This is a genomic window from Streptococcus mitis bv. 2 str. SK95 (assembly GCF_000222705.1).
Taxonomy (GTDB): Bacteria; Bacillota; Bacilli; order Lactobacillales; family Streptococcaceae; genus Streptococcus; species Streptococcus mitis_AY.
On record NZ_AFUB01000050.1, the window covers coordinates 1 to 19843 of the forward strand.

Here is a 19843-nt window from a genome sequence, read left to right on the forward strand (position 1 = left end):
TTCAGCCCTTACTATAACTTGGCTAAACAGCTTTTTCCATGTGCTAGAATCGTTCTAGATCGTTTTCACATTGTGCAACATCTTAGCCGTGCTATGAGCCGTGTGTGGGTCCAAATCATGAATCGGTTTGAGCGAAAATCCCATGAATACAAGGCTATCAAACGTTACTGGAAGATCATCCAACAGGATAAAAGAGATTCTAGATAAGCTTTTTAGCTATTCAGAAGACCTGAAACACCACTATCATCTCTATCAGCTCTTGCTTTTTCACTTTCAGAACAAGGAACCTGACAAATTCTTCGGACTCATTGAGGACAATCTAAAGCAGGTTCATCCTCTTTTTCAGACTGTCTTAAAAACCTTCCTCAAGGACAAAGAGAAAATCGTCAACGCCCTCCAATTACCCTATTCCAACGCAAATTTGGAAGCAACTAATAAATTCATTAAACTCATCAAACGAAACGCTTTTGGCTTTTGACTTTCGGAACTTTGACAACTTTAAAACTAGAATTCTCATCGCTCTCAACATCAAAAAAGAAAGGACGAAATTCGTCCTTTCTCGATCTTAGCTGACTTCAATCCACTACAGTTGACAAAGAGCCAGAAAACTTCTCTTTTAAAATTGTATTATTTCTGATTTGGTCTGCAAGTTGCATTTATATCCAACTAGATCTTCAAGAATCGACGCATTGAAATGCCTGATCCAATTGCCCCAATGAAAATACCAATCACAAACAATAGGACTGTCATCAAAGGGATAAACACATCTGGCGTAATCATTGACAAGTTTTGCCCCACCAAGGATTTATTGACAGATTGATAAACCATATTGTAGATAAAGAATACAAGGACTGAAGGAATCGCTGCACCTAGTAAGCCAATAAAGGCACCCTCTAGCAAGAATGGTCCTCTAATATAGCCGTTTTTAGCTCCTACTAGACGCATGATTTGAATTTCACGGCTCCGAGAAATAATGGTAATACGGATAGTATTGGAAATCAAGAAAACCGCAATGAAAATCAAAAGCCCTGCAATAACCAATCCCCAAACACGGATAAAGGAAGCCAGTTCGAAAAGTCGTTGAGTGTTGGCTCCACCATCTTGAACTTCTGATACTCCCTCAATTTTCTTAGCTTCTTCAGCTACCGTTTTAACATCACTCGGAGAATTTGTATCAACGATATAGGCATCATAGAGAGGGTTGGCATCTCCTTCAAAGACCTTCCAATCGTCTCCCATCGTTTCAGTCAATTTTTGATACTGTTCTTCCTTACTTGAAAAAGTGACATTTTTAACACCTTGCATAGCTTTTAAGGCATCATAAACCTTGTGGTAGTCATTATTGGTAACTGTCTGACCTTCTTTTTCAATCGTTTCACTGTTATCTGCCACATCCTTACGAATGTAAACCATGACACGAACGTTGTTTTCAATATCGGTAGCCAGTTTAGCTGTATTAAAAATTACGGACGCAAACAGAGCAACGAGTGTCAAGGTAATCATAACCGAACTCACTGCTGCTACTGTCATCCAGCCATTTCGCTTTAAACTTTTTAACGATTCAAATAAATGGCGAAAAAATCTACTAATCATCGTATCCATATTCTCCTTTTGCTTCGTCACGAACGACACGGCCATTTTCAATGGCAATGACACGGTGGCGCAAGGTATTTACAATCTGGCTATTATGGGTCGCCATCAAGACAGTAGTACCTTGGAGATTGATGCGTTCCAACAGATTCATAATTTCCCATGAATTATCTGGGTCCAAGTTTCCTGTCGGCTCATCGGCAATCAAGACTTTGGGATTGTTCACAATCGCACGGGCAATGGCAATCCGTTGCTGCTCTCCACCTGAAAGTTCATTCGGGAATGAACGAACCTTATGTTTCAAACCTACTAGGTCCAACACTTCCATAACACGTTTTTTGATGTTTCGGCGATTCTCCCCGATAACTTCCATTGCGTAGGCAATATTCTCATAAACGGTTTTCTTAGGCAAGAGTTTATAATCCTGGAAGACAACCCCTACACTACGACGGAGCAGAGGGATATCTTTCTTTTTGATTTTAACCAGATTAAAGCCTGCTACTGTTAGGTTTCCTTTTTCGATCTTTACTTCTCGGTATAAAGCTCGAATAAAGGTTGACTTACCTGCCCCAGAAGGTCCTACGATATAGGCAAACTCTCCTGGTTCAATGGTGACAGAGACACCACGCAGGGCAGTCGTTCCATTGTCATACTTTTTGACAACATCTCTCATTTCAATGATTGACATATGAGTTCCTTTCTATTCTTAGCTGATTCGCCACTTGAGATAAGCGTCTATGAAACCATCAAGATCTCCATCCATGACCTTATCTACCTGAGCGACTTCAAAGCTCGTACGGTGATCTTTTACCATGGTATAAGGTGTGAAGACATAAGAACGAATCTGACTTCCCCAAGTGATTTCTTTTTTCTCACCTTTAAGGGAATCGACTTCCGCAGCTTTCTTTTCTTGCTCCATTTGATAGAGCTTGGCTTGCAACATCTTCATAGCACGATCTCTATTTCCATACTGGGTACGATCAACCGTTGATTGGACAACAGTTCCCGTAGGAATGTGTGTCAAACGCACACCTGTTGAAACTTTATTGACGTTCTGTCCACCCGCACCACCTGAACGGAAGGTATCCATTTTGATATCATCTTCACGAATCTCCACTTCGATGGTATCATCCAACTCAGGCATAACCTCAACGGATGTAAATGAAGTATGGCGACGTTTGGCAGAGTCAAATGGTGAAATACGGACCAGACGGTGAACACCCATTTCTGACTTGAGAAGACCGTAGGCATTTGGACCTTCAAAAGACAAAGTTACAGATTTGATGCCAGCTTCATCACCAGCTTGGTAATCCAAGACCTCAACTTTAAAGCCTTTGGCATTTCCATAACGAGTGTACATACGGAGCAACATATCACCCCAGTCCTGAGCCTCTGTACCTCCAGAACCTGGATGGATTTCCAAGATTGCATTATTGTGGTCATAAGGTTCTGACAAGAGAAGCGTCATTTCGTAGCTGGTCATCATCTTATCCAGTTCTGTCAACTGTTCAACCAGTTCATCATGGACCGACTCGTCTTCTGCTAAAAAGTCCAATAAAATTTCAACTTCATCCTGCAACTCCTCCATCTTGCGGAAGGTGTTGTAGGTATTTTTTAATTCATTTAATTCTTGCGACGTTTTTTGGGCCGCGATATTATCGTTCCAAAAATCAGGTTCCGTCATCTTGTTTTCCAAGATGGCAATCTCTTCCTCTAGTCCTTCGAGGTCAAAGAGACCCCCTGAAAGAAGCTAATTTTTCACGATTTGCGTCAATTTTTTGACGAATTTCTGAAATGTCCATAAATACTCCTTCATTCACATCGTTTCATTATACCACATTCTCTCATTTCTTTCCATATTTTGCTTGTTATTTCAAATTGTATACAAAAAAGAGGGCTTTCACCCTCCATTTTATAACTTTTTAGCAGATGTTCGAGCAATCTCCTCTACTTGGATACCTTGCGCTTCAAATTTCTCCTTCAGGAAGGTTAAATCAATCGTCCCATCAATTTGAACTTCAATAACAACCTTACCATCCTTGCGAGGAATATTGACTGTGTGTGAAATATTCAGATTTTCCTCTGCAATCAAGGTCACAATCTTGCCCAAAACCCCGACTTCATTTTCCGTAATAAACCGAACACGAATCCCTTCTTCTCCATAACCAGCGATTTCCAAAAAGGCTTGGAAAACATCACGATCTGTAATCACACCATAAACCTGTTGGTTGTCCACAACTGGAAGAATACCGATTTTATTTTTCAGCATAAGATAAGTCGCATCCTCTAGACTTGCATAACCTGACACTGTGATAACATCCCGAATCATGACGTCTTTGACTTTGGTCTTATTGAGAAGATAATTCATCTCATAGATAGAGAGGCTGGTTGCTTTAGATGGACTGGCTTCAGCAATAGTTCCTTCTGTTACAAGACCAACTAATTGGTCATTTTCGATAACAGGTAAACGGTGCAAACCTTGCTCGCGCATCAAATCTGCTGCATGTGCTACAGTCGTATCTGGACTGATATAAACTACCTTGCGGGTCATAAAATCTTTAACTGCCATGAGACTTCTCCTTCTTTATTGCTACTATAATTATACACTTTCTTACAAAAACTATCAAACGCTTTCATCTCTTTTTCAAGATTTTGTAACATTCAATCACAAAAAAGAGAGAAATAGCCTTCTCTCTTAAACTTAAATCGTAACAGAATCTCTATCCTTAATCATATAGCGTTTTAAAGAAGTTAAGCTAGCTAGCCAGTACAATAGACCACCAAAGATCGCAGTAAAGCCACTACCAGTTGTGAGCAGGAACATAGGACTCTGGATATGCTTTGTTATAGGGTTGTAAACAAATAGTACTGCAACTAACAAGGAAATGATTACACAAGATAATCCCACCAGGTTAAAGCCATTTGTAAACTCATAGGCGTCATGCCCTTCAAGGAAATAGGCTGAATGCAAATCAAGTTTTCGTTTTCTTAAGATAAAGTAGTCTACAACGATCATTCCGATAATGGGGCCTTGAATATAGGCAGCCAGCGAGATGAAGGAACCGAAGTATTCATCCACTCCTCCCCAAATCGTAAGCAGGCTCACATAAACCATCGCAATCCAAACCATTAGTTTATAGCTCACTTTGGGCATCCCGCTTTTTACAATCATACAGTTCACGTACGATCCTGTACCCTGGGTTCCAATATTGGCAAAAGCTACCAGTAGTAAACTTAAAAGGGCAAAGGCAGGAGTACTTAGAGTGGAAAGCATCGTCGTTGGGTCACTTTCATAGACACCTGTTTTGACAAACATGGCTAGAGCCATGACTCCACCTGTCGCAGCGAAGAATGGCGCAACAACCCCATACGATAATGCTGTAGCCCAATAGCCACTGCGTTCTGATTTTGCCAAACGTGGTAAGACAAAGGCTTGTGTAGACCAAGAAAAGGCTACGGCCACATTTCCTTCCCCTGACATCATAAAACGTTCAATCGGTGTCAAATTTTCTTGGATGGCAGGTTGGACATTCATAATATCCCTAATCGGAACCGCAACAAAACAGATTCCAACGATGATTAGCCCAACAAATAACAAGGCAACCACCAGGAAGCGATTAGTACCTTTAATCACCTCTGGCCCCCCAAGAGCAATCAGCGTTCCAAGAAGAACACAGAGAGTGCCTAGAATCGGTGCCCATACTCCCTTGTCTAAACCAAGCCCAAAATTATTTGCCAAATGAATCATGGAGCTGGCAAAAAGATTGGCGGTGACGGCGTACCAACCAAAATTTGCCAGACTAATCACGGTTGATAGAACGGCCACCCCTTTTCTACCTAGAACAGCTCTCAACCAAATCCATAAATCAATTCCATATTTAACAGCAAACAAGATTGGGAGACATTCAATAAAGACCCAGATAATGTTAAAGCTAAAAATATTAATCAACATTTGATTAAAGGTCAAATATTGAGCCACATAAGCTCCTTGGGTATAACACCAAGTTGCGATGGCAAAACCACTTGTCGATAAGAAGAGATCCCAGAAAGAATACTGACGATCCTTGTTGGTCATGGGAACGATTCCCGTTATGGTCTCCTGTTGAATGAAGTCATTCATCTTGGACATTTTATTGAATACCTCCTGTCATGGCTAGGATAATCAGAATATGATTGACTAGAATCATATCAATTACTTATGTAAAATTAACTTTCAAAAAAGAGGAAGCAAATAGATATAGATTAAGACTTTTATTTATCCTTAAATCGTAACGGAATCTCGATCCTTGATCATATAGCGTTTTAACGGAGTTAAGCTAGCTAACCAGTACAATAAACCTCCAAAAATCGCAGTAAAGCCACTACCTGTTGTGAATAAAAAGATTGGGCTTTGAATCTGTGCTGTTACAGGGTTATAAACAAATAGTACTGCAACCAACAAGGAGATAAATACGCAAGATAAGCCAACCAGATTAAAGCCATTTGTAAACTCATAAGCTTTATGTCCCTCAAGGAAATAGGCTGAACGCAAATCAAGTTTTCGTTTTCTTAAGATAAAGTAATCGACAACAATCATACCAATAATTGGCCCCTGAATATAGGCGGCTAGGGAGATGAAGGAACCGAAGTACTCTTCTACCCCTCCCCAGATGGTGAGTAGACTCACGTAAACCATAGCAATCCAAACCATTAGTTTATAGCTTACTTTTGGCATCCCGCTTTTAACAATCATACAGTTCACGTATGATCCTGTCCCTTGGGTTCCAATATTGGCAAAGGCTACTAGTAGTAGACTTAGGAGTGCAAAGGCAGGTGTGCTTAGAGTTGAAAGCATGGTTGTTGGATCACTTTCATAAACACCTGTTTTGACAAACATGGCTAGAGCCATGACTCCACCTGTCGCAACGAAGAATGGAGCCACAACTCCGTATGATAAGGCTGTAGCCCAATAACCACTGCGTTCTGATTTTGCTAAACGCGGTAAAACCAATGCCTGTGTAGACCAAGAAAAGGCAAAGGCAACATTTCCTTCTCCAGAAAGCATGAAGCGTTCTAATGGCGTCAAATCTCCTTGGGTAGCCGGTTGAATGTTCATAATGTCAGTGATAGGCACGGCTACAAAACAGATTCCAACGATAATCAGACCGACAATCAGCAGGGCGATGACCAAGAATCGATTGGTCCATTTAATAACTTCTGGACCTCCAAGAGCAATCAGCGTTCCAAGAAGAACACAGAGTGTACCAAGAACAGGTGCCCATACTCCCTTGTCCAAACCAAGACCGAAATTATTTGCCAAATGAATCATGGAGCTAGCAAAAAGATTGGCCGCAACGGCATACCAGCCAAAGTTAGCTAAGCTAATAATGGTTGATAGCAAGGCCACTCCTTTTTTTCCGAGGACAGCCCTTAACCAAATCCACAAATCAATCCCATATTTAACCGCAAACAGAATCGGGAGACATTCGATAAAAACCCAGATAATGTTAAAACTAAAAATATTAATCAACATTTGATTAAAGGTCAAATATTGAGCCACATAAGCTCCTTGGGTATAACACCAAGTTGCGATGGCAAAACCACTTGTCGACAGAAAGAGATCCCAGAAAGAATACTGACGATCCTTATTGGTCATGGGAACAATTCCCGTTATCGTCTCCTGTTGAATAAAGTCATTCATCTTGGACATTTTATTGAATACCTCCTGTCATGGCTAAGATAATCAGAATAAGGTTAATTAGAACCAAGCCAATGACTATAATAAAATCACTTTTTAGAAATGGCTGGGCAAACACATAGTTTGGTGATTCCATTTCTTCTAGCCTTCTTTTCGTTTCATTTGCTATTAATTCTTCAATTTCAGATGTCGGCTTCATCTCAATTCTCCTCCAAATATAAATCTAATGCAAGTTTTCCATACTGCTTGGTATAACGATACCAGATGTAGAGAAATTCACCTACTGGTTTTCCAACGCTTTCTTGGAACAGAGCCCATAAAAACCAATAATATGAAGTCACTGATACATAGGCAAAATAGTGACGTTTAGTTTTCTTATCTGGAACTTCTTGTAAATAGATCTCAAGTACCTTTTCAGCTTCTTCCACTGTATAATTTGAACACCCGATAAAGGTTCCTAAATCTCCTGCTGGATCTCCCATACCAGAATATTCCCAATCAATCAAGCTCATTTCGCCAGCTTCATTCAACAAGAAATTCGGGCTATAAGAATCTCCGTGGCAGAGAACCTTTTTCGTTTGCTCTTCTTGTAGAAACTTTTCGAGGACTGAGACATTCTTATCTAACTCTTCAAGCCCATCAAATTCAAAACGATTGCTGGCTTTTAGTTTTTGTCTAAAATCATCAATCCCCTCAAATTGATTAAAGGAATGATTTGTTTTTTCTCCAGATTGGTGCAAGAGTCTCAAGAGCTCCATTGCTTGTGCTACATCATCCCAATTATCATAATCTAGTTGCTTGGCATTAGGGATAAATTCTGAAATTTTCCAGCCCTCATCCTTGTTCATGGCGACAAAAGTACGGTCAATCTTTAATTTTGCAGCAATTTCCATGGAAGCCGCTTCACTAGCACGATCGATATAATTCTCCGTTCCTCTACCCGGATGACGGTAAACATATTTCTTCCCTAGGCAGTCAAATGAAAACGAAGTGTTTGTTAAACCGTCTTTTAGGGGTTTAATATTGACAATATCTGAAGCTATACATCCTAATGTCTTACAGATATTATCAATGATTTCCGAATTAGTATTCACCAAATAGTGTTCATCAAACTGACGCAACTCATCTAGTGAATCAAACTCCTTAACAATGTCTGCTGAATAATGCCGAGCTTCTAAAGGAAGCTCCTTGACGTGACGACTATAATAATCTTCCCAGAGTTGTTCGCGATATGGTTCGTGCTTAAATTCAGTTTCTAAAATATCTACAAACTTTTCACTAAATGCACGATCAAAATAAACGTGCCCCACCATAGCCCAAGTATTCGTCCCACCGATTTGAATATCGATAATCGTGTGATTGGAGTCTTCCTTAGAGCAGTATTCGTCTGTGTCCCCTTCTGCAAATATAGTCGAATAGTAACCCCTGTAAATGTATCGTTCAAACGGATTTTCCGCAAAATAATTATCCGAAGAGCAGATATAAGTGTTAGAAAGTTGGTCTCTGACTAGCATGAGAGAAGAACAGTTGTTGTACTTGTAGTAATCATTATTCACAACGATTTTAACACCAAATTTTTCTGCTAGATAGAACATTTTTTCCTGCAGATAGCCTACAATAACTGTAATATCCTCTATCCCAGCTTCTTGCAACTGCTTGATTTCTCTCTCAATCAAACGCTCACCTTTAACTTGAAGCAATCCTTTAGGTAGCTCATAAGACAAAGGAGCAAAGCGGCTACTCATACCTGCAGCCATGATAATGGCATTCTTCACCTGATACGGAGCTAAAGCCTCCTCACCTAAGTCAGTTAAATGATTTTCCTCACTGATCCACTTCTCTTCTTTACATTCCTTGAGAAGATTATTTACCGTCCCCAAAGAGATGTCTAGCTGTTCAGCCAATTGTCTCTGCGTAAAGTTTTCGTCTTTGTGAGTCAACAAAAAACGTAAAAGTTTAAATTGTTTTTCTGATAGCATATCCTCAGCCTCTTTTGTTCAATATTTTTATTTATTCTATTATATAATGAACGCATACTTTTGTCAAGTTAGATTCTATATTAAGAAAACAGGTGCTCAAATCAAGTCCATCAAAATAGGGACTAAACGAAGAAAGAGCCCCAAATTGGAGCTCTTCAAATTCATCTACAAAACAATCCACTGGATTGGAGGATTACTTATGCAATCCTTATCTGCCGACTAAAAAGGTCCCCCGGACTATAGAGGAATTGCTTCCGTAACTCTCATCCACCGACTAAAACAATCCACTGGATTGTTTTAGCCACCTAGGTATGCTTTTCTGACTTCATCTGATGCTGCGAGTTCTTTTCCTGTTCCTGATAGGACAATCTTTCCTGTTTCAAGTACATAACCTCGGTCAGAGATAGCAAGGGCCTTGTTAGCGTTCTGTTCAATTAGGAGAACCGTTGTTCCTTGCTTCTGAATATCTTGGATGATATCAAAAATTTCTTGGATAAAGATCGGGGCAAGTCCCATTGACGGCTCATCCAAGAGAAGGAGCTTAGGTGTTGACATGAGCGCGCGTCCCATAGCTAGCATCTGCTGTTCACCACCTGAAAGAGTTGCCGCATCTTGGTTTTTGCGTTCTTCCAGACGAGGGAAACGTGAGAAGACTTTTTTCAAGTTAGCTTGATTTTCTTCACGATTTTTCTTTAAAAAGGCTCCCATTTCCAAGTTTTCCATAACAGTCAATCCTGGAAAAACATGGCGTCCTTCAGGAACTTGTGAAAGGCCACCTGCCACGATTTTTTGCGCTGGCATCTTTTGAATTTCTTTTCCTAAAAACTGAATTTTACCAGCACTTGGACGAACCAAACCAGAAAGGGTACGAAGAATGGTTGTTTTACCAGCACCATTGGCACCAATCAAGGAAACAACTTCACCTTCATTAACCTCGAAACTTACATCACGAACCGCTTGGATCATGCCGTAATGAACAGAAAGGTTTTCAACTTTTAACATAGACATTAGGCTTCACCTCCTAGATAAGCTTCGATAACACGTTTGTTGTTCTTGATCTCATCCGGAGTCCCATGAGCAATCAACCGACCATATTCAAGAACATAGATACGCTCAGTGACTTCCATAACCAAATTCATGTCGTGTTCGATGAGCATGATAGTAATTTTAAATTCGTCTTTGATACGGCGGATCAACTCTGTCAATTCAGCTGTTTCTTGTGGATTCATCCCAGCTGCAGGTTCATCCAAAAAGAGGATTTTAGGTTCGGTTGCCAGAGCACGAACGATTTCTAATCGACGTTGTTGACCATAGGCCAGATTCTTAGCAAGAGTATCTGCGTCACCATCCAAATCAAAAATCTTCAGTAAGTCCAAAGCTTTATTTTTTAATTCTTCCTCATTCTTATAGAAAGCAGGTAAGCGTAGAAAGCTAGCGAGGACATGTTGTTTATGATGATTTCCAAAAGCGATGAGAACATTGTCTAAAACTGTCAGATCCTTGAACAAACGAATATTTTGGAAAGTACGACTGAGTCCAAGCGAAGCAATCTTATAAGGAGTTTTCCCATTTAGGAGGTGACCATCTAGTGTCACAGTACCTTCGCTTGGTTCATAAACACCGGTCAAGAGATTGAAAAGGGTCGTTTTACCAGCCCCGTTTGGTCCAATCAAACCAACCAATTCTCCCTCGTTCAATTCAAGAGTGACATCTCCAACAGCTGTTAGACCGCCAAAATGTTTGGTTAACTGTTTAACTTCAAGTAATGCCATTAGTTTTGTCCCTCCTTCTTAGATTTTTTAAAGAAACGTGATAGACTTAATTCCCATGTTCCAAGAAGTCCACCTGGTCTGAAAATCATAACCAATACAAGAGCCAAGGCGTAGATGATCATACGTACGCTAGCTACATCTTGAAGGAGCATATTTAAAATTCCCAAAACAATCGCTGAAACGATGGTACCAGTAATAGATCCAAGTCCACCAAATACAACGATAATCAACACATTGATGGAATTAATAAAGGTGTAATCTTTTGGCACAACAGATCCGATAAAACCAGCCTGAAGTGAACCAGCAATACTTGCTGTAATGGCACCAAAGACAAAAGCGATAATCTTGATTTTTGTAGTGTTTACCCCAACAGACTCTGCAGCAATCTCATCCTCACGAACAGATAAAGTAGAGCGTCCAATTGGACTACGTAAGAAGTTGAGAGTTGCAATAGTTGTGATCACCACAAATAGATAAACCATTTGCCAGTTGGTAAAGTTTGGAATACCTAGGATACCAGCAGCACCGTTGGTCAAACTTCCACCATTAATGATAAAAATACGGATGATTTCTGAAACACCTAGTGTCGCAACAGCCAGGTAGTCACCCTTCAAACGGAGTGTTGGAATCCCAACGAGCAAAGCGACTGCACCAGAAATCAAGGCACCCAAGACCATTGCTCCAAAGAAGGCACCATAGGTTGGTGATTTTGAGCCAATAATCGCTGCTGCATAAGCCCCAATCGCCATAAAACCTGCATGACCGAGTGAGAATTGTCCTGAAAAACCAACGATTAGGTTCAAACCTACTGCAAGGATGATATTAATCCCAATTTGTTCTAAAATTTGGATATGGAATAGATTAAGAACACCAGCAGAAACCAATACGCTAACCAATCCATAACCCGCTAACAGAAGGAATAACCAGAGAATATTTACTTTAAGATTTGTCTTCATTGTTTACACCTTCTCTTTCACATTCTTACCAAGGATACCTGCAGGACGAACAATCAGAATCAAAAGTAAGATTCCATATACGATAGCATCACGGAAATCAGACATACCGAAGGCAGTAGCAAATGTTTCCAACAAGCCAATCACAAATCCCCCTAGAGCTGCACCAGGAATAATCCCGATACCACCCAGTACGGCCGCAACGAAAGATTTTAAACCTGGAGTAACACCCATCAATGGTTCAAGAGAGTTGTAGTAAAGGGCGATTAGGACACCTGCCGCTCCAGCAAGGGCTGAACCCAGAGCAAAGGTAAAGCTGATTGTACGGTTTACGTTGATTCCCATCAATTGAGCTGCGTCACTATCAACTGATACCGCACGCATGGCTTTACCCATTTTTGTTTTTTGAACAATCACCTGCAATAAAATCATCAGGAGTAAGGAAACTGCTAAAATCATTAACTGTACGTTTGTCAAGCTGATTGGTCCTAAATCATAGCGAACTGTTTGAATGGCTTGAGGAAAGGCGCGAGTATTGGCACCGACTAAGTAAACCATTCCATATTCCAGTAGGAAAGACACTCCGATAGCTGTAATCAAAACAGCAATACGTGTAGAGTGTCGCAAAGGACGGTAGGCAAGAAATTCAATCACAACACCAAGCAGTGCGGTTCCTACCATTGAAATAATCAAAGCTAAAAAGAAATTCATTTGGAAAGAATTAATCAAAAAGTAACCAATAAAGGCTCCCATCATATAAATATCACCGTGGGCGAAGTTGATGAGTTTGATAATTCCATAAACCATGGTATAACCCAGGGCCAAAAGTGCATAAACACTACCCAGAATTAAACCATTCACAAGTTGTTGGAGCATAGCATTCACTCTTTTCTATTGTTATTTTTTAGAAAATTTCTCAATTTTCACAAGTTCATAAACACCGAAACAGGGAGTGAGTCAAAGGCTCATTCCCTATTTCAGCTACTATTCTAATGTTATGGTTTTACAACTTCTGCTGCTTCCACTTTACCATTATTCATGGTCATCATGTAAGCAGTTTTCACTGTGTTGTGATCTGCATCAAAGCTCGTTTGACCAGTCACACCATCAAAGTCTTTGGTTTTAGCAAGGTTGTCCTTGATTTCACCTGAGTTTTTAGCACCTTTTGCAGCATTAGCTACTAGGTAAACTGAGTCATAGGCCAAAGCTGAGAATGTTGAAGGTTCTTCGTTGTATTTAGCACGGTATGCTTCAAGGAAAGCTTTAGCTTTTGCAGAAACATCAACTGTGGTTGAGAATCCAGAGATGAAGTAAATGTTTGATGCTCTTTCAGCAGTTGCTTGTTGAACAAATTCTTCACCGTTAAATCCATCACCACCAACGATTGGTTTATCAATTCCCATTCCACGAGCTTGGTTTACAATTTTACCTGCTTCTGTGTAGTAACCTGGAACAACGATAGCGTCAAACTCTTTGTCTTTCATTTTAGTAAGGGCTGCTTGGAAGTCAGTATCACCTGCTACAAACGTTTCATCTGCTACAATCTCACCCTTGTAGGCTTCGCGGAAAGATTTAGCAATACCTTTAGCATAGTCACTAGCATTGTCCGTATAAAGAACAACCTTCTTAGCGTTCAATTTGTTTGTCACATAGTTTGAAATAATCTTCCCTTGGAAGCTATCTTGGAAAGTTCCGATAAATAGATATTCTTGACCTTTGGTCAAACCGTCTTGAGTCGCACTTGGTGAAATCAATGGAACCCCTGCTTGAGTAGCGTTGGCTACAGCTGCAGCAGTTGCACCAGATGTCGCAGGTCCTACGATAGCTGTGACTTTTGATTGGGTCACTAGGTTAGTTGTAACAGAGGCAGCCTCAGCAGTTTCAGATTTGTTGTCTTTGTCTACAACTTCGATTTGTTTTCCGTCGATACCACCAGCAGCGTTGATTTCATCAACAGCAAGTTGAGCACCTTTTTGTTCAGAAGTACCATAGGCAGCTACAGCACCTGTTTCTTCAAAGTTAAAACCGATTTTGATAGTCTTTTCGTCTACTGGGTTACCAGTTGTGTTTGACGCTCCTGACTTGACCTCTCCACAGGCAGCGAGAAGAGCTACGCTAGCAAGAGCCACAAAAGATAGGGCAAATTTTTTCTTCATTTTTAATCTCCTTATAGTTATTTCAAAAATAGTATGTTAAGAATATACCGAATTATCAGAAAATTGTCAACACTTTTGTCTCATTTTTTAAATGATAACGTTTTCTTCAGTGCGATAGAGATTCCCAACGAAGGGAGTTTCTAGCTCTTGAATGTGACAAAGCCTTACCTTTTTGATAAATCGTTCCTTAGTTAATTTCTCAACCAAGCCTTCTAGATTCTCAGTTGAGACATAAAGTTGCAGGTAGCGATGCTTTTTGGAATGATAGAAAACATCTCCATATTCCTGTAGTTTTTTTACATCTCTATTATAGTAGAGATAGATGATTAATCCTGATCGATTTGTTTTTTCAAACATGAGGAATCCTCTTTCTAAGAAATCTTCTCCTAATTATATCAAAAAAAGCAAACTCCGTCGAGTTCGCTTTCATGCTTTATTAGTTCAAAGAATTGTTGGCCATGATTTCATCAATAAAACCATATTCAAGCGTTTCTTGGGCGCTCATCCAGTAATCACGTTCCGCATCCGCATGAATTTGCTCAACTGATTTACCAGAGTTATCTGCAAGAATTTTCTCCAATGTCTTACGAGTTTTGAGCAAGTGTTCTGCTGCGATTGCCATATCCGTTTGTTGGGTACCACCACCTGTACCACCCATTGGTTGGTGAATCATGTACTCTGCATTTGGAAGCATGAAGCGTTTGCCTTTTGCTCCACTTGATGCAATGACAGTCCCCATGGATGCAGCCATCCCCATAACAATGGTTTGAACATCTGCCTTGATAAAGTTCATGGTATCAACGATTGCCAAACCAGCTGACACAGAACCTCCAGGTGTATTGACATAAAGGTAAATATCTTTTGTGCTATCTTGGGCATCCAAGAAGAGTAATTGGGCAATAACTGAGTTCGCCATATTATCTTCGACTGGCCCAGTTAGCATGATGATGCGGTCTTTCAAAAGACGGGAGTAAATATCATAGGAACGTTCTCCACGACTTGTTTGTTCAATAACTACAGGAATCATTCATTTCTCCTTTTAATGTTGAATTTTCTTAGTCATACGACTCAATATAGAACTATTATATCTTTTTGGTCAAAAAAGGTCAAATTTTTTGCTCTATACTATCGACAGAATCAAAAATTCAACCTCCTCGCGAAATTAGAAACATCCTCCAATTTCATCTTTAAGACTCTATCTGAGTCTTATTTCGTACCAAACAAGCGGTCTCCAGCATCTCCGAGACCTGGAACAATATAGCCATGTTCATTCAAGTGTTCATCCAAGGCTGCTGTAAAGATTTCTACGTCTGGGTGAGCTGCTTGAAGAGCTTTCACTCCTTCTGGAGCAGCTACAAGGCAGACAAACTTAATGTTTGATGCCCCACGTTTTTTAAGGGAGTCAACAGCCAAGATAGCTGAACCACCTGTTGCCAACATTGGATCCACTACAAAGATTTGACGTTGGTCAATGTCCTCAGGCAATTTCACCAAGTATTCAACTGGTTGAAGGGTTTCTTCATCACGGTACATACCGATATGACCAACTTTGGCTGCAGGAACCAAGCTCAAGAGGCCATCTACCATCCCGATACCTGCACGCAAGATTGGGACAATCGCCAATTTTTTACCAGCCAATTGTTTTTGAACTGTTTTTGTGATTGGTGTTTCGATTTCTACATCTTCAAGTGGAAGATCACGAAGTACTTCATATCCCATCAACATTGCAATCTCATCTACTAGCTCACGAAAAGCTTTTGTAGAAGTGTCTGTACGACGCAAGATTGACAACTTGTGTTGAATAAGTGGATGATTAATGACTTCAATTTTTCCCATTTTCTGAATTCCTTCTTTCAATTTATTCTTCTTATTATATCAAAAAATGGTTTAAAAAGCTTTATAAACCACTTATTTTTATTAATTTCTAAATCAAATCTGCCTCTTGGAGAGCTGTCTGAACAGTCTCTAATGGTAAATGGGTTAACTCGGTACCTTTTTCGTGATAAAGGTATTGGGCATAGTCATCCATTCGGTACTGGTTGATATAAACTACGCGATTGCAGCCAACTTGTAGCAGTTGTTTGGTGCAGTTCAGACAAGGGAAATGGGTCACATAAGCTGTAAATCCCTTAGGTACCCCTCGTTCGGCTCCTTGCAAGATGGCATTGACCTCGGCGTGAAGGGTTCGGACACAGTGTCCTTCAATGACAAGACATTCGTGGTCGATGCAGTGCTCCGTTCCTGATACGGAACCATTGTAGCCTGTTGAAATGACCTTATTGTCCTTAACTAGGACAGCTCCTACTTTGGCGCGTTTACAAGTGGAACGATTAGCAATCAGTAAGGCCTGGGCTGCAAAGTACTCATCCCAAGCTAGTCTTTTTTCTGTCATAAGTCTTCTCCTTGTCCTCTATTTTTTGAAAAATGGCAAGCGTAAATCTGCAATCTTTTCAGCTGGAACCTTCATGCCATCCTTGATCCATTTGAGCAGAACCGATACGATGGCAGAGCTCCAAAACGAATGAAGGTAGCTACTGACATCTTTTGATTTTCCGTGGTATTTTTCCAGAAATTCCTGCATAGCTTGGATAAAAATCTTTTCCAAGTGGTAGTCCAGAGCAAGTTGGATAACCTTGGCTTCTTTCTTGGCTGCTCGAAAAAGGTGAACCCAGACTAGATAAAGGTCTGTTCTGACATCGTAGTGACTGAGCTGCTCCATGATATTGTGTACGCTGCGTTTAAAGACGCTTTCCAAAATCTCTTCCTTGGAGTCATAATTGCGATAGAAAGCAGCGCGAGAGACACCCGCCCGCTTGACCAACTCTGAAATACTAATCTTAGCCAAGTCTTTTTTTTCCAGAAGTTGCAAAAGAGCAGTCTCGATCGCTTCTCTGGTCAAGAAATTGGATTCTTGATTTGATTTTCTGAGATTTTCAAGAGATTTTTCAGATATTTTGCGTTCAGACATAACAATTTCTTTCTACTTGTGACAACAGAGAGATGATACTTTTGTTTCAAGGGCTTTCATGATATAATTGTAAAAAAAGACAGAACCTTTGTCAATGTATAAGTGACAAAGATGGAGAATTTCTATGACTTGGAAGATTGTAGCTGACTCTGGTTGTGATTATCGTCAACTGGCAACTCCTGCTATTGATACTGAATTTGTTAGTGTTCCTTTAACCATTCAAGTAGCTGATCAGGTCTTTATCGATGATGCCAATCTCGACATTGACCACATGATGAAAACCATGTATGCGACTTCTGAGGCTTCAAAATCAGCTTGTCCTAGCCCTGATGATTACTTGCGTGCATTTGAAAGTGCCAAACATATTTTTGTCGTTACTATCACCGGTACTCTTTCAGGTAGTCATAATAGTGCACAACTCGCTAAAAATATCTACCTCGAAGAACACCCTGACACTCAGATTCATGTGATTGATAGTTTATCTGCAGGAGGGGAAGTTGATTTGATTGTCGAGAAAATCAATGACTTGATTGACCAAGGACTTTCTCATGAGGAAATTGTTGAAGCTATCAAAGCTTACCAAGAAAAAACAAAATTGCTCTTTGTTCTCGCTAAAGTTGATAACTTGGTAAAAAATGGCCGTTTAAGTAAGCTTATCGGTACAGTCGTTGGTCTTCTCAACATCCGTATGGTTGGGGAAGCAAGTGAAACTGGAACCCTAGAGCTTCTTCAAAAAGCTCGTGGTGCTAAAAAGTCCCTTCAAGCAGCCTATGAAGAACTCATCAAGGCTGGCTATGCTGGTGGTCGTATCGTCATGGCTCATCGCAGCAATGAAAAATTCTGTCAGCAATTGTCAGAACGCTTGCTGGAAACATTCCCACAAGCCAATATCAAAATCATCCCTACGTCTGGTCTCTGCAGTTTTTATGCAGAAGATGGCGGTTTGTTGATGGGGTATGAAATCAACTAAGATTATTAGCCACAAGAGATGCCAAGCATCTCTTGTTTTTTGTGGTACAATAGAGCTATGAAACATTTTGATACTATTGTTATCGGTGGAGGGCCTGCTGGCATGATGGCTACGATTTCTAGTAGCTTTTATGGTCAGAAAACTCTTCTCATCGAAAAAAATCGGAAACTTGGCAAAAAATTAGCTGGAACGGGCGGTGGTCGCTGCAATGTGACCAATAACGGAAGTTTAGATGACCTTCTGGCTGGAATTCCTGGTAACGGGCGCTTTCTATACAGTGTATTTTCCCAGTTTGATAACCATGATATCATCAATTTTTTTACAGAGAATGGTGTTAAGCTTAAGGTCGAGGACCACGGACGCGTCTTTCCTGCCAGTGACAAGTCTCGTACCATTATCGAGGCGCTGGAAAAGAAAATCACTGAACTCGGTGGTCAAGTTGCTACTCAAACAGAGATTGTTTCGGTGAAAAAGATAGACGACCAGTTTGTCCTTAAGTCCGCGGACCAAACCTTCACTTGTGACAAACTCATTGTCACAACAGGTGGTAAGTCTTATCCTTCGACTGGTTCAACTGGTTTTGGACATGAGATCGCCCGTCATTTCAAACATACCATTACCGAGCTTGAGGCTGCTGAAAGTCCTTTGTTAACAGATTTTCCGCATAAAACCTTGCAGGGAATTTCACTAGACGATGTGACCTTAAGCTACGGCAAGCATGTCATCACTCATGATTTGCTCTTTACCCACTTTGGTTTGTCAGGACCTGCTGCCCTACGCATGTCTAGCTTTGTAAAAGGTGGAGAGGTTCTCTCACTCGATGTTTTACCTCAACTTTCTGATAGCGATTTGATGTCATTTTTAGAAGAAAACCGTGAAAAATCCTTGAAAAATGCCTTAAGAACCTTGTTGCCAGAACGCTTGGCTGAGTTTTTTGTACAAGGATTTCCTGAAAAAGTCAAACAGCTAACTGAAAAAGAACGAGAACAACTTCTCCAGTCTATCAAAGCACTCGAAATCCCCGTCACAGGCAAAATGTCCCTGGCCAAGTCCTTTGTTACCAAAGGTGGTGTCAGTCTCAAAGAAATCAATCCTAAAACTCTGGAAAGTAAGCTAGTACCTGGGCTCCACTTTGCTGGGGAAGTTTTAGACATCAATGCCCACACAGGTGGCTTTAATATCACTTCTGCCCTCTGTACCGGCTGGGTGGCAGGCTCAAATCCAATAAGTACCAAATAAGAAAGGAAGTCCTTTGGAACATATTATTTTACTAAGAGGCGTTACTCCTAATGGAAAAAATGCTATCCCGAAAATGTCTTATTTGGTAGATATTCTGACAGAAGCTGGTTTTCAACACGTTCGAACCTATATTCAAAGTGGGAATATCATTCTTGAAAGTGACTTAGATTTAGAAGAAATACGAGAACGTGTTCATACTTTGATAAAGGAAAAAATTGGAGCCGACTTAAAAATAGTTATCAAGAATAAGAATGATTTTGAAAAGATTGTTCATGAGAATCCGTTTAGAGAAGACTATCTTCATGATCGTGTGCATGTGATCCTTTATCAGGGATTTATCCAAAGTCTGCCATTAGAAAATTTGAAAGCTGACTACGGTGAGGAAGAAATTTGTGTAGGCGATCACTGTCTCTACCTCTATCTCCCTAGAACTGCAAAACGAAAAAAGCTCAATACCAACTATCTTGAAAAACTGTTTGGCGTGGATTTGACCATGCGAAAGTTAAACGTCGTGGAAAAGTTACTAACAAAATAGGAAA

Annotated in this window: 21 protein-coding genes and 1 pseudogene; 4 read left to right on the forward strand and 18 right to left on the reverse strand. The window is 40.3% G+C overall.

The window, feature by feature from the left end:
- Positions 1-569 (forward strand): annotated as a pseudogene (locus tag HMPREF9965_RS09665) (transposase); the annotation flags it as partial.
- A 97-nt stretch (positions 570-666) separates the two neighbouring features.
- On the opposite strand, the gene ftsX reads toward HMPREF9965_RS09665, so the two are convergent.
- The 18 genes from ftsX to HMPREF9965_RS09755 form a co-directional block, all read right to left on the reverse strand.
- Positions 667-1593: a permease-like cell division protein FtsX gene (gene ftsX, locus HMPREF9965_RS09670; protein WP_000625561.1), complete on the reverse strand. Its 927-nt coding sequence runs from the start codon at positions 1591-1593 to the stop codon at positions 667-669.
- Complete coding sequence (gene ftsE, locus HMPREF9965_RS09675) at positions 1586-2278, reverse strand: cell division ATP-binding protein FtsE (protein ID WP_000022270.1); 693 nt, start codon at positions 2276-2278, stop codon at positions 1586-1588. Before ftsE ends, ftsX begins: the two co-directional genes overlap by 8 nt.
- Before the next feature lie 18 nt (positions 2279-2296).
- A protein-coding gene (gene prfB / locus HMPREF9965_RS09680; protein WP_096753628.1) for a peptide chain release factor 2 occupies positions 2297-3392 on the reverse strand; the annotation gives its coding sequence in 2 pieces (ribosomal slippage) (positions 2297-3319 and positions 3321-3392; 1095 coding nt in all).
- A gap of 110 nt (positions 3393-3502) precedes the next feature.
- Positions 3503-4159 (reverse strand): CBS domain-containing protein, encoded by a 657-nt coding sequence (locus HMPREF9965_RS09685; RefSeq protein ID WP_000268639.1) that lies wholly within the window; start codon positions 4157-4159, stop codon positions 3503-3505.
- Positions 4160-4291: 132 nt separating this feature from the next.
- A complete protein-coding gene (locus HMPREF9965_RS09690; RefSeq protein ID WP_000041465.1) occupies positions 4292-5719 on the reverse strand; it encodes a cytosine permease in 1428 nt (475 codons plus the stop codon).
- A 132-nt stretch (positions 5720-5851) separates the two neighbouring features.
- A complete protein-coding gene (locus HMPREF9965_RS09695; RefSeq protein ID WP_000041463.1) occupies positions 5852-7279 on the reverse strand; it encodes a cytosine permease in 1428 nt (475 codons plus the stop codon).
- A gap of 1 nt (position 7280) precedes the next feature.
- The gene (locus HMPREF9965_RS09700; protein ID WP_000805401.1) at positions 7281-7466 is read right to left on the reverse strand and encodes a hypothetical protein; all 186 of its coding nucleotides are present in this window, start codon (positions 7464-7466) and stop codon (positions 7281-7283) included.
- Between the two features lies 1 nt (position 7467).
- Complete coding sequence (locus HMPREF9965_RS09705; RefSeq protein WP_000947699.1) at positions 7468-9246, reverse strand: phosphotransferase; 1779 nt, start codon at positions 9244-9246, stop codon at positions 7468-7470.
- A 297-nt stretch (positions 9247-9543) separates the two neighbouring features.
- Complete coding sequence (locus HMPREF9965_RS09710; RefSeq protein ID WP_000062210.1) at positions 9544-10254, reverse strand: ABC transporter ATP-binding protein; 711 nt, start codon at positions 10252-10254, stop codon at positions 9544-9546.
- On the reverse strand, positions 10254-11018 hold the full coding sequence (locus HMPREF9965_RS09715) for an ABC transporter ATP-binding protein (protein ID WP_001186010.1): 765 nt from the start codon (positions 11016-11018) through the stop codon (positions 10254-10256). The genes HMPREF9965_RS09710 and HMPREF9965_RS09715 overlap by 1 nt, the downstream gene beginning before the upstream one ends.
- Positions 11018-11974, reverse strand: a complete 957-nt coding sequence (locus tag HMPREF9965_RS09720) for a branched-chain amino acid ABC transporter permease (RefSeq protein ID WP_000856265.1) — start codon at positions 11972-11974, stop codon at positions 11018-11020. Before HMPREF9965_RS09720 ends, HMPREF9965_RS09715 begins: the two co-directional genes overlap by 1 nt.
- A 3-nt stretch (positions 11975-11977) precedes the next feature.
- Positions 11978-12847, reverse strand: a complete 870-nt coding sequence (locus tag HMPREF9965_RS09725) for a branched-chain amino acid ABC transporter permease (protein ID WP_000941418.1) — start codon at positions 12845-12847, stop codon at positions 11978-11980.
- A gap of 119 nt (positions 12848-12966) precedes the next feature.
- Entirely contained in the window at positions 12967-14127 is a 1161-nt protein-coding gene (locus tag HMPREF9965_RS09730) for an ABC transporter substrate-binding protein (protein WP_000726137.1), read from the reverse strand.
- Positions 14128-14214: 87 nt separating this feature from the next.
- Positions 14215-14484: a YlbG family protein gene (locus HMPREF9965_RS09735; RefSeq protein WP_000462114.1), complete on the reverse strand. Its 270-nt coding sequence runs from the start codon at positions 14482-14484 to the stop codon at positions 14215-14217.
- A gap of 79 nt (positions 14485-14563) precedes the next feature.
- Positions 14564-15154 (reverse strand): ATP-dependent Clp protease proteolytic subunit ClpP, encoded by a 591-nt coding sequence (gene clpP, locus HMPREF9965_RS09740; RefSeq protein ID WP_000613463.1) that lies wholly within the window; start codon positions 15152-15154, stop codon positions 14564-14566.
- A gap of 179 nt (positions 15155-15333) precedes the next feature.
- Positions 15334-15963 (reverse strand): uracil phosphoribosyltransferase, encoded by a 630-nt coding sequence (gene upp, locus HMPREF9965_RS09745; protein ID WP_025169005.1) that lies wholly within the window; start codon positions 15961-15963, stop codon positions 15334-15336.
- Between the two features lie 88 nt (positions 15964-16051).
- Complete coding sequence (locus tag HMPREF9965_RS09750) at positions 16052-16519, reverse strand: deoxycytidylate deaminase (RefSeq protein ID WP_000136987.1); 468 nt, start codon at positions 16517-16519, stop codon at positions 16052-16054.
- Positions 16520-16537: 18 nt separating this feature from the next.
- Entirely contained in the window at positions 16538-17095 is a 558-nt protein-coding gene (locus HMPREF9965_RS09755; protein ID WP_000003900.1) for a TetR/AcrR family transcriptional regulator, read from the reverse strand.
- Positions 17096-17219: 124 nt separating this feature from the next.
- On the opposite strand from HMPREF9965_RS09755, the gene HMPREF9965_RS09760 reads away from it, so the two are divergent.
- From HMPREF9965_RS09760 to HMPREF9965_RS09770, 3 genes are read left to right on the forward strand one after another with little or no spacing between them, the layout of a single operon-like run.
- A complete protein-coding gene (locus tag HMPREF9965_RS09760) occupies positions 17220-18065 on the forward strand; it encodes a DegV family protein (protein WP_000219953.1) in 846 nt (281 codons plus the stop codon).
- A 57-nt stretch (positions 18066-18122) separates the two neighbouring features.
- Positions 18123-19304: an NAD(P)/FAD-dependent oxidoreductase gene (locus HMPREF9965_RS09765; RefSeq protein WP_004243931.1), complete on the forward strand. Its 1182-nt coding sequence runs from the start codon at positions 18123-18125 to the stop codon at positions 19302-19304.
- A gap of 13 nt (positions 19305-19317) precedes the next feature.
- Positions 19318-19839, forward strand: coding sequence for a DUF1697 domain-containing protein (locus HMPREF9965_RS09770; protein WP_004243944.1), 522 nt, complete (start codon positions 19318-19320; stop codon positions 19837-19839).
- Positions 19840-19843 lie beyond the last annotated feature (4 nt).